Raw genomic sequence first — 15,787 nt, forward strand, 5'->3', positions numbered from 1 at the left:
CCTCAGCATAGGCCCTCGACGGGGGCGCGGGACACCGCCCCGTGGCGAACATGGCCGTGACCTGCGGTTGCGCCGAGGTCGACCACGCGCACCGCGGGCGTCTGCGCGCGGTGAGATGTGACGGCCTGATGAACGCAACTTCGCAGGTGGGCGGGTGTGCGGTGTGAAGATTGCTGCGAAGCCACCTTGCGTGTCCGACCCCGCCTCACGGCCGGGTACCGTAGGCCAATGTTCTCGAAAGTCTTGGTCGCAAATCGTGGTGAGATCGCTATCCGTGCCTTCCGCGCGGCCTACGAACTCGGCATCGGAACGGTCGCGGTATTCCCGTACGAGGATCGCAATTCCGTCCATCGCCTGAAGGCAGCCGAGTCCTACCAGATCGGCGAAGAGGGCCACCCGGTTCGCGCGTATCTGTCGATCGAGGCGATCATCGAGGCCGCCAAGAGCGCGGGCGCCGACGCGATCTACCCCGGCTACGGCTTCCTGTCGGAGAACCCCGACCTCGCCGCGGCCTGTGCCGCCGAGGGCATCACGTTCATCGGCCCCACCGCCGCGATCCTCGAGATGGCGGGCAACAAGGCCACCGCCATCGAAGCGGCCAAGGCGGCCGGGCTGCCGACGCTGAAGTCCAGCGCGCCCTCGGCCGATATCGACGAATTGCTCACCGCCTCAGCCGATCTCGAATACCCGATCTTCGTCAAGGCCGTCGCCGGTGGTGGTGGTCGTGGCATGCGCCGGGTCGCCACGCCCGAGCTCTTGCGTGAATCGATCGAAGCGGCGTCGCGGGAAGCGGAGTCGGCGTTCGGTGATCCGACGGTGTTCCTCGAGCAGGCGGTGGTGAATCCGCGCCACATCGAGGTGCAGATCCTGGCCGACCAGCACGGCAATGTGATGCACCTGTTCGAGCGCGACTGTTCGCTGCAGCGTCGCCACCAGAAGGTGATCGAGCTCGCGCCCGCCCCGAACCTGTCTCCCGAACTGCGCGAACGTATCTGCGCCGACGCGGTGGCCTTCGCCCGCCAGATCGGCTACATCAACGCGGGCACCGTGGAGTTCCTGCTGGACGAGCGCGGCAACCACGTGTTCATCGAGATGAACCCGCGCATCCAGGTGGAGCACACAGTCACCGAGGAGATCACCGACGTCGACCTGGTGCAGTCGCAGCTGCGGATCGCGGCGGGGGAATCCCTCGCAGACCTGGGTCTGAGCCAGGAGACGGTGCAGATCCGCGGTGCCGCGCTGCAGTGCCGCATCACCACCGAGGACCCGGCCAACGGGTTCCGCCCCGACACCGGCCGCATCACCGCCTACCGCACACCGGGCGGCGCAGGCATCCGTCTCGACGGCGGCGCGAACCTGGGCGCCGAGATCGGCGCCTACTTCGACTCGATGCTGGTCAAGCTCACCTGCCGTGGTCGTGACCTGCCCGCCGCCACCGCTCGCGCTCGTCGCGCGCTGGCCGAATTCCGTATCCGCGGCGTGACGACCAACATCCCGTTCCTGCTGTCGGTGCTCGACGACCCCGATTTCCAGGCGGGCCGGGTGACCACCTCGTTCATCGACGAGCGCCCCGAGCTGCTCACCTCGCGTGGATCAGCCGACCGTGGCACCAAGATCCTGACCTATCTGGCCGACGTCACCATCAACAAGCCCAACGGCGACCGCCCGACCACGGTGTACCCCTACGACAAGCTGCCCGCCGTCGACCTGACGCTGCCGCCGCCGGACGGCTCGCGCCAGCGACTGATCGCCCTCGGGCCGGAGGGTTTCGCCCGTGCCCTGCGCGAGCAGAAGGCGCTCGGCGTCACCGACACCACCTTCCGGGACGCGCATCAGTCCCTGCTGGCCACCCGCGTGCGCACCAACGGTCTGCTCGGGGTGGCGGGACACGTCGCGCGACTGACCCCCGAGCTGCTCTCCATCGAGGCGTGGGGTGGCGCGACATACGATGTGGCACTGCGGTTCCTGCACGAGGACCCGTGGGAACGCTTGGCGGCCCTGCGTGAAGCCGTGCCCAACATCTGCCTGCAGATGCTGCTGCGCGGTCGCAACACCGTCGGCTACACGCCCTACCCCGAACAGGTCACGCGCGCGTTCGTTTCCGAAGCCGCCACGACCGGTATCGATATCTTCCGCATCTTCGACGCGCTCAACAACGTCGACCAGATGCGTCCGGCGATCGACGCGGTCCGCGAAACCGGTACCGCCGTCGCCGAAGTCGCGCTGAGCTACACCGGCGACCTCCTGGATCCGAACGAGTCGCTCTACACCCTCGACTACTACCTGAAGCTGGCCGAGCAGATCGTCGACGCGGGCGCACACGTCCTCGCGATCAAGGACATGGCCGGTCTGCTGCGCGCCCCCGCGGCCGCGAAACTCGTGACCGCACTGCGCAGTAACTTCGACCTGCCGGTGCATGTGCACACCCACGACACTCCCGGCGGACAGCTGGCCACCTACCTGGCGGCGTGGCAGGCCGGAGCCGACGCGGTCGACGGCGCGTCCGCGGCGATGGCGGGCACCACGAGCCAGCCCGCGCTGTCGGCGATCGTGGCCGCCGCCGCGCACACCGATCACGACACCGGCCTGAACCTGCAGAACGTGTGCGATCTCGAGCCGTACTGGGAGGCGCTGCGCAAGGTCTACGCGCCGTTCGAGTCGGGCCTGCCCGCGCCGACCGGGCGCGTGTACACCCACGAGATCCCGGGTGGTCAGCTGTCGAACCTGCGTCAGCAGGCCATCGCGCTCGGCCTGGGTGACCGGTTCGAAGAGGTCGAGGCCAAGTACGCGGCCGCCGACCGGCTGCTCGGTCGCCTGATCAAGGTGACCCCGTCGTCGAAGGTGGTCGGTGACCTCGCGCTGGCGCTGGTCGGCACCGGTGTCGATATCGAGGACTTCGCCGCCGACCCGGGCCGCTACGACATCCCCGACTCGGTGATCGGCTTCCTGCGCGGCGAGCTCGGCACCCCCGCGGGTGGCTGGCCCGAGCCGTTCCGCAGCAAGGCACTGGCCGGGCGCAACGAACCCAAGCCGGAGACCCCGCTGAGCGCGGCCGACCAGAAGTTGCTCGACGGCTCCTCCGACGAACGCCGCGCCACGCTGAACCGGCTGCTGTTCCCCGGCCCGACCGCCGAGTTCAACACCCACCGCGAGAAGTACGGCGACACCACCGGTCTGTCGGAGAACCAGTTCTTCTACGGCCTGCGCCGCGGCGAAGAGCACCGCGTGCAGCTGGAGAAGGGCGTCACCCTGCTCATCGGCCTCGAGGCGATCTCCGAGCCCGACGAGAAGGGCATGCGCACGGTGATGTGCATCATGAACGGGCAGCTGCGCCCGGTCGCGGTGCGTGACAGGTCCGTCGCCTCCGAGGTGCCCGCCTCCGAGAAGGCCGACAAGAACAACGCAGGCCACATCGCGGCGCCGTTCGCCGGTGTGGTGACCCTGGCGGTGTCCGAGGGCGACGAGATCCACGCCGGTGACACCGTCGGCACGATCGAGGCGATGAAGATGGAAGCCGCCATCACCGCGCCGCGCGGCGGCATCGTGGGCCGGATCGCGACCGCCAAGGTGCAGCAGGTCGAGGGTGGCGACCTGCTGGTGGAACTGGTCGCACGCGAGTCGGAATGACACGCATCGTCGCGGGTGTGGCAGGCGGGCGGCGCTTGAAGGTGCCGCCCGCGGGCACCCGACCCACCTCGGATCGGGTGCGCGAAGCCCTCTTCAGCGCGATCGACGCCCGCCTCGATCTGGACGGCACGCTGGTCCTCGACCTGTACGCGGGCTCGGGCGCGCTGGGTCTGGAAGCGCTCTCGCGCGGGGCCGACCAGGCGTTGCTGGTCGAGTCCGACCGCAAGGCGGCCGAGGTGGTGCGCGCCAATATCGCCGAGCTCGGTCTGCCCGGTGCGGAACTGCGGCTCGGCAGCGTCTCCTCGGTGCTGAAGCAGACCGCGCCGAGGGCCTATGACGTGGTGTTCTCGGATCCGCCGTACGACGTGAGCACCGAGGACGTGATCGCCGACCTCGCCGCCCTCGCGAGCAACGGCTGGCTCGCGCCCGACGCGCTGGTGGCGGTGGAGCGGTCGAGCCGTTCCCCCGAAATCACCTGGCCCGCAGGCTATGTCGCGTTGAAGGTGCGCAAGTACGGAGAGACCAGGGTCGAGCTCGCCGAGTTCGGTGCTAGCGTCTGAGGTATGGCTGCAGCACTGTGCCCCGGCTCCTTCGACCCGGTCACCAATGGTCACCTCGACGTGTTCGCCCGCGCGGCCGCACAGTTCGACGAAGTGATCGTCACGGTGAACGTGAATCCTAAGAAACAGGGCATGTTCACCGTCGAAGAGCGCATGGAACTGCTGCGCGAATCGGTCGCCCACCTGCCGAACGTGCGCGTCGCGTCGTGGCAGGGGCTGACGGTCGATTTCGCCAAGCAGGAGGGCATCAGCGCGATCGTCAAGGGTCTGCGCGACGCGGGCGACTTCGGCTACGAACTCCAGATGGCCCAGATGAACCACAAGCTGGCAGGCGTCGACACCTTCTTCATCGCCACCAACCCGTCACTGAGCTTCCTGTCGAGCTCGCTGGTGAAAGAAGTGGCGGCCTACGGCGGCGACGTGAGCGACATGCTCCCGCCTGCGGTGCACAAGCGTCTGCTGGACCGCTTGGCCGAACGTCAGGGCTAGCCGACAGTCGCGGGGAGGCGGAAGAGCCCTCTCAAGGCCAGGAATCGCAGGCCGCCGACCGCGGCGGTGATGGCCAGGATCGTCAGTGCTTGCGTGATGTCACCCAGGCTGGGCGCCCAGAAATCCAACCCGGCCAAGCACGCGGTCGTGATCGCGAGGCCGATCAACGCGATCCCGCCGCCTTCCCACTGCGCGGTGAACCAGGTGACCCGGTCCGTGGCGTGGAACGTGAGCTGGCGGTGGAATTCGTTGGCGATGATCGTGCTGACCACCGATCCGGCCACATTGGCGACCAGCGGGCCGATGCTGTGCATCGCGAAGAACAGCAGTACGTACGCGATATTGCTCGACCCGCCGACGAGGGCGAATCGGAAGAGTTGGGGCAGCGCGCGGTCGCCGCGCAGGTAGGTGAGCGCGCCCTCGAACTGCGGGCGCAGCGCGGGTGCGACTTCACTCGGCGTCACCACGGGGAACGGACCGGTCCAGGGAGTGAACATGCCCGCGACGTGCGACACCGGACTCCTAGGAGTTTCCAGGAGGGTCATGTTCGACTCCGATCCCAAATGAACAGACGCGAGGAGTACAACAGCGAAGAGGTTGCGGTGCTTCCCGGCGGACGGCGTTGTCGTGCTTTCCGATGGTAGCCGAAGTGGAGGGCTGCACTCCACTTGATATCTGTGCGATCTTGGACACTGTCGCGACACACCGCGTCGACATTCGGCACAGCCGCCCGGGGCAGGCACACTGGGCGTCGGCGGTAGTGGTTTCGCCGTGAGTCCGCAGGAGGGTAGTGAGCATGTATCGCGTATTCGAAGCACTCGACGAACTGGTCGCCATCGTCGAAGAGGCGCGCGGCATCCCGCCGACCCGCAGCTGCATCGTGCCGCGCGGTGACGTCCTCGAACTTCTCGACGATGTTCGCGACGCGCTGCCCGGTGAACTCGACGACGCCCAGGACGTGCTCGATCACCGCGACAAGATCGTCGGTGACGCCCGCAGCGGCGCCGAAACGACGGTCACCACGGCCAACGAGCAGGCGCGCATCACCATCGACTCCGCGCGGGCCGAGGCCGATCGCATCCTCGCCGACGCCAAGGACCACGCCGACCGCATGGTCGCCGAGGCCACCGCCCACGCCGACCGCCTGGTGGCGTCGGCCCAGGCCGAGGCCGATCAGGTCGTGGCCGACGGCAATGCCGAATACGACGAGCTCACCGGCCGCGCCCAGATCGACGCCGACCGGGCCATCGAATCGGGCAAGGCCTCCTACGAGCGCTCGGTCGCCGACGGCAAGGCCGAACAGGCTCGCCTGGTCGCGCAGACCGAGGTGGTGCGGGTGGCGCACGCCGAATCCGCCCGCCTGATCGACGAGGCGCAGGCCGAGTCCGACCGGGTGCGCACCGAATGCGACGACTACGTCGACGAGCAGATGGCCGATTTCGGCAACCGGCTCGCAGCCATGGAAGAGACGCTCAACACCACCCGGCGCTCGATTACTCGTGGTCGTCAGCAGATGCGCGGCGGACCGGCCGCCGAATACCCCGAATACGCTGCTGAGCACCGCCGCTGAGCCGAGCGCGCGTTTTGAATTCCGGCGGGGTCCTGCCGTACTGTGGAGTGGTTGCCCATGATCCCCTCGACGGTAAGTGAGTCAGTGATGTCCGCCGGTTCCGGTTCGTCCGCGCGTCCACGCAAGACCAATGGTCCTGTGTCGGAGGCGGGTTTCGTGCTGGACGTCCGCAATCTCGGCCGTCGGCCGGGAACCATGCGGGAGATGCATCGCACGGTCACCGACCACGAGCGGCTGGGTCTCGACCTGATCGCCATCCCGGCCGACGCCGAGGTGGAACTCGACCTGCAACTGCAGGCCGTCTCGGAGGGTGTGCTGGTCACCGGCACGGCATCCGGACCGACGTCCGGGGAGTGCTCGCGCTGCCTCGAACCGTTCGACGACCAGGTGGAGATTCGTCTGACGGAGTTGTTCGCCTATCCGGACAGCACCACCGAGCAGACGACCGAGGACGCCGAGGTCTACCGCATGGAAGACGACCTCGTCGACCTCGAACCGGTGATCCTCGATGCCATCGGGCTGGAGCTTCCGCTGCAGCCGCTGTGCTCGCCGGACTGCGCGGGCCTGTGCCCCGAGTGCGGTGTGCGGATGGCGATTGCGGGTCCTGATCATGGGCATGAGATACTGGACCCTCGCTGGGCGAAGTTGGCGAATTTCGCCACTGACGAGCCCGGTACCGGCGACCCCGCCTGAGGGTTCCACCACCAAGACCAAACCGCTGCCGCGGCATCTGATGCCGGTGTAGTCAGCGAAAACCAAGAGGAGAAGTAGCCGTGGCTGTTCCCAAGCGTCGGATGTCGCGTTCCAACACCCGGTCGCGGCGCAGCCAGTGGAAGGCCACCGCGCCGACCCTGGTCACCTGCCCGAACCGCGCGTGTGGTGAGAAGACCCTCCCGCACATCGCGTGCCCGTCCTGCGGTACCTACAAGGGCCGCCAGGTCACCTCTGCAGTCTGATCGTTGTAGATCATTCCTAGCAACGTGACAGCCAGTAAAGACAATGTAGGCGCGGCGGATCACGCCAGCCTTCTCACCGCGCTCGGTGTCGACGTACGACCGGAGCTTCTGCGCCTAGCGCTGACGCACCGGTCGTACGCGTACGAGAACGGCGGTTTGCCGACCAACGAGCGCCTGGAATTCCTCGGCGACTCGGTACTCGGCCTCAGCATCACCGAGCGCCTGTATACCGAGCATCCGGAGAAGTCCGAGGGTGAACTCGCGAAACTGCGCGCCAGCGTGGTGAACATGCACGCGCTCGCCGAGGTGGCGCGTGGTCTCGGCGACGGCGGTCTCGGCCAGTATCTGCTGCTCGGTAAGGGCGAAGAGCTCACCGGCGGCCGCGACAAGCCGAGCATCCTCGCCGACGGCATGGAGTCGCTGCTCGGTGCGGTGCACCTCGAGCACGGCATCGAAACCGCGCGCGATGTGGTGCTCCGGCTGTTCGCCGACCTGCTCGAGCGTGGCCCCCGCATGGGCGCCGGCCTCGACTGGAAGACCAGCCTGCAGGAGCTCACCGCCGAACGCGGTCTCGGCGTGCCCGCCTACGAGATCACCTCCACCGGACCCGACCACAACAAGGAGTTCACCGCCACCACGGTGATCGCCGGTCATGCGTACGGTTCGGGCATCGGCCGTTCCAAGAAGGAAGCCGAGCAGAAGGCCGCCGGTACGGCCTACAAGGCGTTGACCGACGAATCCACGACCAAAGCCTGATCCGTGCCCGAATTGCCCGAGGTCGAGGTCGTTCGGCGCGGTCTCGCCGATCATGCGGTCGGTCGGGCGATCGAGACCGTCACCGTCACCCACCCGCGTGCCGTGCGCAGGCACGTCGCGGGTGGTGCTGATCTGGCGGCACGGCTCACCGGACTGCGGATCGACTCCGCGCGGCGGCGCGGGAAATATCTCTGGCTCACCTTCGACGAGCCCGATACCGCGCTGGTCGTGCATCTGGGCATGAGCGGTCAGATGCTCGTGCAACCCGCCGACGCGCCCGTCGAGAAACACGCGCACATCCGGGCCGTGCTCGGTGACGGCGCCGAATTGCGATTCGTCGACCAGCGCACCTTCGGTGGTTGGGCACTGGCCGACCTCGTCGAGGTGAACGGGACCGTGGTGCCCGATTCCGTGGCCCACATCGCGCGCGATCCACTCGATCCACTCTTCGACCGCGACGCCGTGGTCGCGGCAATCCGCGCCAAGAACACCGAGATCAAACGCGTGCTGCTCGATCAGACGGTGATCTCGGGCATCGGCAATATCTACGCCGACGAGGCACTGTGGCGGGCCGGTCTGCACGGCACCCGCGTCGCCGCCGATCTCACCCGCCCGGTCCTGCGCACCCTGCTCGACGGAGTCACCTCGGTCATGACCGAGGCGCTGGCCGTCGGCGGCACCTCCTTCGACGCCCTGTATGTGAACGTGAACGGCGAATCCGGCTATTTCTCCCGGTCGCTGGCCGCTTACGGGCGCGAGGACGAACCGTGCGATCGGTGCGCGACGTTGCTGGTTCGGGAACAGTTCATGAATCGGTCGTCGTTTTCCTGTCCCAAGTGTCAACGGAAGCCGCGCCGCCGCTGATCCGGGCACGCTAACGTTTCCCCTGACAGGTCGTGACAGACCGGGTCCGTGCAGGGAGGACGTTATGCGCAAGCTGACCTATTTCGTGGCATCGACAATCGACGGCTTCATCGCCGCCGAGGACGGGACGCTGGACTTCTTTCCGGTAGGCGGTGACCACGGGCCCGCGATCATCTCGCAGTACCCGGAAACCCTGCCGACCAAGGTGCGCGAGGCGCGCGGGATCGCGGCGGGCAACATCTACTTCGACACCGTGATCATGGGCCGCAAGACCCACGATTTCGGCGTCCGCACCGGCACCGCCAGCCCGTACGAGCACCTGCGCCAATACGTGGTGTCCACGACGCTGCCCGAAGCGCCGGCGCCGGGCGTGGAACTGATCGCCGAGGACCCGACCGCCGCGGTGCGTGAACTCAAACGCGAAGACGGACTGGGGATCTGGCTCTGCGGCGGCGGTGAACTGGCGCAGGCGCTGCTGCCCGAGATCGACCAGGTGTTCTTGAAGCTGCACCCGGTGGTGCTCGGTACCGGCAGGCCGCTGTTCGGCGGCGGGGCGAAACTGCCCGCGCCGGAGCGGTTCCGGGTGATCACCAGCCGGGTGTACGCCGACGGCGTCGCGTTCCTCAAGTACGGCCGGATCAAGTAGCCGCGATGACATCGGCGGCGAGTCCGGGTCCGGTGGCGGCACTGCGTGAGGTCGGGTTCTGGCTCGAACGTAGTCGTGCCGAAACGCACCGGGTGAAGGCCTACCGCCGCGCCGCCGATGTCGTCGCCGGACTCGCCGACGCCGAGTTCGCCACTCGCGCGAGCGAACACAGCTGGCGCGAGCTCGCCGGAATCGGGCCGAAGACCGCGGCCATCATCGAACAAGCCTGTGCCGGTGAGGTTCCCGACTATCTGGCCGAGCTCCGCAAGGAAGCGAAGCCGATCGCACCGGCGGGCGAGGAGTTGCGCGCCGCGCTCCGTGGGGATCTGCATACCCACTCGGACTGGTCCGATGGTGGAAGTCCGATCGCGGAGATGATGGGCGTCGCGGCCGCGCTCGGCCACGAATACTGCGCGCTGACAGACCATTCGCCCCGCCTCAAGGTCGCCAACGGCCTGTCCGCCGACCGGCTCCTGCGCCAACTCGACGTGATCGCCGAACTCAACGAGCAGATGGCGCCGTTTCGCATCCTCACCGGCATCGAGGTCGACATCCTCGACGACGGCACCCTCGACCAGCGGGCAGATCTCCTCGAACGCCTGGATGTCGTTGTCGCCAGCGTGCATTGGCACCTGCGCGACGACAGCGACACCATGACCGAACGCATGGTCTACGCGGTCGCGAACCCCAACGTCGATATCCTGGGCCACTGCACCGGCCGCCTCGTGGAAGGGGCGCGCGGCACCCGACCGGAGTCGTCGTTCGACGCCGAACTCGTCTTCGAAGCCTGCCGCCGCTACGGCACCGCCGTCGAAATCAACAGCCGCCCCGAACGCCGTGATCCACCCGGACGTTTGATCGAACTGGCCGTCGAGATGGACTGCTTGTTCAGTATCGACACCGACGCCCACGCGCCGGGCCAACTGGCTTGGCAGGGTTACGGATGCGAGCGGGCACTGGCCCACGGGGTCACCGCCGAGAAGGTGATCGACACCTGGCCGGTCGATGAGCTCCTGTCCTGGTGTCGGGAATCCATTGGGTGAAGTCTTGCCCAACAACTGATTTCACCTCCGTCCGGTCGACTGCTGCCTGGTAGATATCAACTCGCCGATGGTGGCTGAGTGCGGGGGATCCGATGAACGTTCCTATTGAGATCGTGCTGTCCGGGGCGGGTATCGTGGTCGCGTCGGCAGCATTCGTGCGCGAGTTCGTCCTGGTCGGGCGTCGGCGGCTGGGTTACCGCGTGCAGATGGACACGCCGGTCACCGGTGAGACCGAATCCGCTTCGCTGGTAGGTGCGCTGCGCAATCTGAGCACCCCGGAGATCCCCGGAATGCCGCTGGATCTTTCGAAGCTGTCGGTGGTGCTGGTCCGCGTCGAGAATAGTGGCACCCTCGCCATCGACGCCGACGACTACCGGATGCGCAGCCCCGAATCCGCGCTGATCGGGCTGCACGTCACCTTCCCCGGTCGCGAGGTGATCGGCATGGCGGTGACCGAACTCGAGGGGGTATTGCCCGACAACCTCGGTCCGGGTTCTGGTATCGGGAAGCGGACGCGGGGTGAGGGCCCGCGCTTCGAGGGCATCATCGACCTGCCGAAGGTGCCACTCGAACGAGGCCAGCATTACAAGATTCTGGCGGTGCTGAAGCGGGAACACGGCGCAGGAGTGCCGGCGGAACCGATCCTGACCGGGGCGGTCAAGGGCGGCAAGGTTATCGAGACCAAGAGCAAGACCGGGCCGTCGCGAAAGCTGATGGCGCTGTGCGGATTCCTGGTAGCGCTGATCACGGTCCAGGCCGTTCTCGCGCTGCAACCGGATCCGCCGCCGCGTGACTGTGCTGCGGGTGAACTCACCGTCGTCGGCTCGACGGCGATGGCGCCGATGATCCGCAAAGCTGCGCAGGACTACGAGAAGACTTGTACCGACGCGAAATTCACCTTCGCGTTCGCGGGGACCGAACCGGGCCTGCGTACCCTGGCGCGCGACGGTCAGACGCAGCACACGCTCGCGATCGGTGACGGCTCCAAGGGCAATTCCTTCGAAGCCCTGACCGAACATCCACTGGCGCTCGGCTCGTTCTCGATGGTGGTGCACCCCGGCGTCGGTCTGACGAACCTCACGGTCGCGCAGATCCGGGACCTGTACCGGGGAGATGTGAAGAACTGGAACCAGATCGGCGGCCCCGACCTGCCGGTGGTGCTGATCGATCGGACCGCGGGCTCGGGCACCCGGCGCGCACTCGAATCCCGCCTACTCGAGGGCAACCGCAAGGTGTTTCCCTACACCAGTTGCATCGGGATGGCGGCCGGTGGTGCGCAATGCGAGGTCGACCTCACGGACGAAGTGGCAACATTCGTTGCCAAAATTCCTGGTGCAGTGGGCTACATGGAGACCTCGGCCGTCGGCGCCGAGGTCAGGGCGGTTTCGATCGACGGTGTCGGTGCTTCGGCGGACTCGATGCGCGCGGGTCGGTACCCCTTCGTCGGAGTCGAGTACGCCCTCACCCACGGTCCGGTCGCCGGTGATTCGCTGGTTGCCCAGTTCATCGACTATCTGACCCACGGTAAGGCCAGGCTCACCATGATCGAGTTCGGAAATATTCCGTGCGTGGATCCCGTAGAACCCGCCGTCTGTACGCCGTAGACCGCATCTGACCGCGTAATCTCCTGTCAGGCTGCAGGAATCGAGACCGAACATTTCCAGTAACACGCTGGTTTACTCTGCGGTAGCGGGGTACGTTCCTTGACGGCCCCTCTGTTCAGACGGGCACCCGAAACGGTGCGCATTGCGTCTGGCCAGGCCAACCATGCCCCATGGACGGCGGTGAAGCTCTCGTCTCCACCTCCGCCGAGGCGGCCATCTCTTGTTCGCGCAAGTGTTGCGAGGTTGCGTCCCTGGAAGGAAGGTCATGAGTACAGACACGTCGGCAATGTCGCCGATCGGTTTGTCCGCGTCCGATCTCTATTCGATCGATCACCACGGTGGTCCACTGCGGATCGCGATGGTTGTCCCACCCTATTTCGATGTTCCACCCAAGGCCTACGGCGGCGTCGAGGCCGTAGTGGCCGATCTGGTCGACTCACTGTGTGAGCGCGGCCATCACGTCACGCTGTTCGGTGCGGGTATAGATGGTACCCAAGCGAACTTCGTTCCGCTGTGGGACCGGATTCAGCCTGAACGCTTGGGCGATCCGTTCCCGGAGATCGTGCACGCGCTGCGGGTGCGCCGCGCCATCGAGCGGCTGGCCGATACCGAAGGTATCGACCTGGTCCACGACCACACTTTCGCTGGCCCGCTGAACGCGCCCGCCTACGCCAATCTCGGATTGCCGACGGTGGTCACCGTGCACGGCCCGGTGCAGGACGACTGCTACCGCTATTACAAGGAACTGGGCCAGGAGTGTTCGCTCGTCGCGATCAGCGACCGCCAGCGCGCATTGGCGCCCGATCTGCCGTGGGCCGGCCGGGTGCACAACGCGCTGCAACCCGATCAGTGGCCGTTCGAGACCGAGAAGCAGGACTACGCGCTGTTCCTCGGCCGTTTCAGCGACGACAAGGGTCCGCATCTGGCGCTCGACGCCGCCCACGCCGTCGGCATGCCGCTGATCCTGGCGGGCAAGTGCAGTGAGCCGCCCGAGAAGGCCTACTTCGAGGAGTTCGTGCGCCCGCGAATGACCGACCAGGATCAGATGTTCGGTCTCGCCGACGCGGCCGCCAAGCGTAAACTCCTTTCCGGAGCAAAGTGTCTGCTGTTCCCCATTCGATGGGAGGAGCCGTTCGGCATGGTGATGATCGAGGCGATGATCTGTGGCACGCCGGTGGTCGCATTGCGCGGCGGTGCGGTGAGCGAAGTGGTGGTCGACGGGGTAACGGGCCGGATCTGTGACGATCCGTCCGAACTGCCCGCCGCTATCGCCGAAGTCCAGACCTACGATCCGGCCGTGTGCCGGAAGCACGTGGTCGACAACTTCAGCGCCGACACCCTCGGCCGCGGCTATGAACAGGTGTACCGGGAACTGCTCGCCCGCACCACGATCGGGTACGACACCGCGTATGCGATGCCGTTGCCCATCGGGGTGGCGGCCAACGGGCGCGCATGAGCACGGACAGCGCCTCGGCGCCGAGCCCACTCAACGCGGGGGAACCCGCGGGGCTCGGTGGCGGTGGCGGCAACATCACCCTTGTCGAAGGCGGCACGTTCTGCTTGTCCGACCGGCTCGGCGATATCGAGCCGGGCAAGCCGCAGGGCCTGTTCTTTCGTGACGCCAGGGTGATTTCGCGCTGGGAGCTGATGATCGACGGCAAACGGCCCGAGGCGCTGTCGGTGCTGAGCCCGGAGGCCTTCGCGGCACGGTTCGTGCTGCGCAGGCCTCCGCAGCAGGGTCGGGCCGACAGCACCCTGCTCGTGGTGCGTGATCGGCTCGTCGCCGAGGGCATGCACGAGCTGATCACGCTGGAGAACATGAGCCGCGAGGCGACGGCGGTGGTGCTGGAGCTGCACGTCGACGCCGATTTCGTCGACCTGTTCGCGGTGAAGGAAGGCCGCACGCACGGGCGCCGCGCGGAGATGACGACCACCGACGGTGAACTGTTGCTGCACGATCGTGCCGATCTGTCGCGTGGGCTCGCGCTCACCTCGACGATCGAGCCGATGGTGTTGCCCGGCACCATGATCTGGCGAGTCGTGGTCCCGGCGGGCGGGCGCTGGCAGACCGAGATCACCGCGCAACCGGCAGGTGCGGCGCAACGCCCGCAGACCGGCGGCACGCCCGGCGAGCGCTACCGGGCGAGCGAGCCGGTGCGCAAGATCCAGGCGTGGCGGGCCACCGCCACCGATATCTCCGCCGATTCGGGTCTGCTCAACCAGATCCTGCGCCGCAGTGAAAGCGATCTGGGCGCGTTGCAGATCCACACCGATTCGGGCACCAACCGGCCCTTCGTGGCGGCGGGCGCGCCGTGGTTCATGACGCTGTTCGGCCGCGACTCACTGCTCACAGCCTGGATGTCGCTGCCGTTGGAAACCGATCTGGCACTGGGTACTTTGCAGCAGCTGGCCGAATTGCAGGGCCAGACGATCGACCCGCTCGTGGAGGAGGAGCCGGGCCGGATCATGCACGAGATGCGGCGCGGTCCCTCCGTGGGCCAGGTGCTCGGCGGGCAGATCTATTACGGAACCGTCGACGCCACCCCACTTTTCGTGATGCTGCTCGCCGAATGTCTACGGTGGGGCGCGGATCCGGGATCGATCGCCACCCTGCTGCCCGCGGCCGACGCCGCGATCAGCTGGATCACCGATTTCGGTGACCGCGACGACGACGGTTTCGTCGAGTACGTGCGCGCCACCGACCGCGGCCTGATCAATCAGGGCTGGAAGGACAGCTTCGACGGAATCAACGACGCCGCAGGACATATCGCCGAAGCACCGATCGCCTTGGCCGAGGTGCAGGGGTATGTGTACGCGGCGTTCCTGGCCCGCGCGGAACTGGCCGACCAGTTCGACGACCCCGACCTGGCCGTGCGGATGCGGGAGCGGGCCGACGAGTTGCGCACCAAGTTCGCCGAACAGTTCTGGCTACCCCATTACGGGTGGTACGCGGTGGCCTTGGACGGACGCAAGCGCCAGGTCGACGCGTTGACCAGCAATGCGGCGCACTGTCTGTGGTCGGGTATCGCGACCGACGAACACGCCGAGATCCTGATCCGCAATCTTGCTCGGTCAGAAATGGATTCGGGATTCGGCCTGCGGACGTTGGCGTCGGATATGGGTGCCTACAACCCGATGAGTTACCACAGCGGGTCGATCTGGCCGCATGACACGGCGATCGCTGTCGCCGGGTTGATGCGCTACCAGCATGTGCCGGGCGCGGTGGAACTGGCGATGAAGCTGTCGGGTGGTCTGCTCGACGCCGCCGCCGCGTTCGACGGTCGCTTGCCCGAGTTGTTCTGTGGTTTCCCGCGGTCGAGATTCGCGGCGCCCGTGCCGTATCCGACCTCGTGTTCGCCGCAGGCGTGGGCGAGTGCGGCGCCGTTGCTGCTGGTTCGATCGTTCCTCGGGCTCGATCCCGATGTGCCCGCCAAGACGTTGACGTTGCGGCCGCAGGTGCCCCCGGCCTGGGGATGTGTGCGGATGTCGGAGTTCCGGCTGGGCGAGGGGGTGACGGTGGATCTCGAAGTGTGTGGGTCCGCGGTGACGGTGACAGGCTTGCCCGAAGGCTGGGCTCTGATCACAGACGAGGAGTAGTACCCGGAATCGGGGCCGGACGGCTGTTTCCGTGCTCTGATCACAGACGAGGAGTAGTACGCAGAATCGGGGCCG

At 67.0% G+C, this 15,787-nt stretch carries 14 protein-coding genes; 13 read left to right on the forward strand and 1 reads right to left on the reverse strand.

The window, feature by feature from the left end:
• Nucleotides 1–228 precede the first annotated feature (228 nt).
• Genes IBJ82_RS01325 through coaD form a run of 3 tightly spaced genes read left to right on the forward strand, consistent with a single transcriptional unit; the run spans nucleotide 229 to nucleotide 4,676 of the window.
• Nucleotides 229–3,627 carry a pyruvate carboxylase gene (locus tag IBJ82_RS01325; RefSeq protein WP_194824129.1) on the forward strand — a complete coding sequence of 1,133 codons (3,399 nt, stop codon included), beginning with the start codon at nucleotides 229–231 and terminating at the stop codon, nucleotides 3,625–3,627.
• A complete protein-coding gene (rsmD, locus tag IBJ82_RS01330; RefSeq protein ID WP_194824130.1) occupies nucleotides 3,624–4,187 on the forward strand; it encodes a 16S rRNA (guanine(966)-N(2))-methyltransferase RsmD in 564 nt (187 codons plus the stop codon). The genes IBJ82_RS01325 and rsmD overlap by 4 nt, the downstream gene beginning before the upstream one ends.
• Nucleotides 4,188–4,190: 3 nt before the next feature.
• The gene (coaD, locus tag IBJ82_RS01335; protein ID WP_194824131.1) at nucleotides 4,191–4,676 is read left to right on the forward strand and encodes a pantetheine-phosphate adenylyltransferase; all 486 of its coding nucleotides are present in this window, start codon (nucleotides 4,191–4,193) and stop codon (nucleotides 4,674–4,676) included.
• On the opposite strand, the gene IBJ82_RS01340 is transcribed toward coaD, so the two are convergent.
• Nucleotides 4,673–5,191 carry a GtrA family protein gene (locus IBJ82_RS01340; RefSeq protein WP_370585097.1) on the reverse strand — a complete coding sequence of 173 codons (519 nt, stop codon included), beginning with the start codon at nucleotides 5,189–5,191 and terminating at the stop codon, nucleotides 4,673–4,675. The genes coaD and IBJ82_RS01340 overlap by 4 nt on opposite strands.
• 281 nt (nucleotides 5,192–5,472) lie before the next feature.
• Here IBJ82_RS01340 and IBJ82_RS01345 point away from each other — a divergent pair, with 281 nt between their 5' ends.
• From IBJ82_RS01345 to IBJ82_RS01390, 10 genes are all read left to right on the forward strand, one after another.
• Nucleotides 5,473–6,246 carry a DivIVA domain-containing protein gene (locus IBJ82_RS01345; protein WP_194824133.1) on the forward strand — a complete coding sequence of 258 codons (774 nt, stop codon included), beginning with the start codon at nucleotides 5,473–5,475 and terminating at the stop codon, nucleotides 6,244–6,246.
• Nucleotides 6,247–6,333: 87 nt separating this feature from the next.
• Entirely contained in the window at nucleotides 6,334–6,939 is a 606-nt protein-coding gene (locus tag IBJ82_RS01350; RefSeq protein ID WP_194824134.1) for a DUF177 domain-containing protein, read from the forward strand.
• 80 nt (nucleotides 6,940–7,019) lie between these two features.
• Nucleotides 7,020–7,202 (forward strand): 50S ribosomal protein L32, encoded by a 183-nt coding sequence (rpmF, locus tag IBJ82_RS01355; RefSeq protein WP_040708879.1) that lies wholly within the window; start codon nucleotides 7,020–7,022, stop codon nucleotides 7,200–7,202.
• A gap of 24 nt (nucleotides 7,203–7,226) precedes the next feature.
• On the forward strand, nucleotides 7,227–7,958 hold the full coding sequence (gene rnc / locus IBJ82_RS01360) for a ribonuclease III (protein WP_194824135.1): 732 nt from the start codon (nucleotides 7,227–7,229) through the stop codon (nucleotides 7,956–7,958).
• 3 nt (nucleotides 7,959–7,961) lie between these two features.
• The gene (gene mutM / locus IBJ82_RS01365) at nucleotides 7,962–8,822 is read left to right on the forward strand and encodes a bifunctional DNA-formamidopyrimidine glycosylase/DNA-(apurinic or apyrimidinic site) lyase (RefSeq protein WP_194824136.1); all 861 of its coding nucleotides are present in this window, start codon (nucleotides 7,962–7,964) and stop codon (nucleotides 8,820–8,822) included.
• Between the two features lie 64 nt (nucleotides 8,823–8,886).
• A complete protein-coding gene (locus IBJ82_RS01370) occupies nucleotides 8,887–9,468 on the forward strand; it encodes a dihydrofolate reductase family protein (RefSeq protein WP_194824137.1) in 582 nt (193 codons plus the stop codon).
• Nucleotides 9,469–9,473: 5 nt separating this feature from the next.
• Nucleotides 9,474–10,511, forward strand: coding sequence for a PHP domain-containing protein (locus IBJ82_RS01375; RefSeq protein ID WP_194824138.1), 1,038 nt, complete (start codon nucleotides 9,474–9,476; stop codon nucleotides 10,509–10,511).
• A 92-nt stretch (nucleotides 10,512–10,603) separates the two neighbouring features.
• Nucleotides 10,604–12,115, forward strand: coding sequence for a PstS family phosphate ABC transporter substrate-binding protein (locus IBJ82_RS01380; protein ID WP_194824139.1), 1,512 nt, complete (start codon nucleotides 10,604–10,606; stop codon nucleotides 12,113–12,115).
• Nucleotides 12,116–12,401: 286 nt separating this feature from the next.
• On the forward strand, nucleotides 12,402–13,571 hold the full coding sequence (locus IBJ82_RS01385) for a glycosyltransferase family 4 protein (protein ID WP_194825105.1): 1,170 nt from the start codon (nucleotides 12,402–12,404) through the stop codon (nucleotides 13,569–13,571).
• Nucleotides 13,568–15,712, forward strand: coding sequence for a glycogen debranching N-terminal domain-containing protein (locus IBJ82_RS01390; RefSeq protein ID WP_194824140.1), 2,145 nt, complete (start codon nucleotides 13,568–13,570; stop codon nucleotides 15,710–15,712). The genes IBJ82_RS01385 and IBJ82_RS01390 overlap by 4 nt, the downstream gene beginning before the upstream one ends.
• Nucleotides 15,713–15,787 lie beyond the last annotated feature (75 nt).

Origin of the sequence: Nocardia sp. XZ_19_231, assembly GCF_015355705.1 — a bacterium.
GTDB classification, from domain to species: domain Bacteria; phylum Actinomycetota; class Actinomycetes; order Mycobacteriales; family Mycobacteriaceae; genus Nocardia; species Nocardia salmonicida.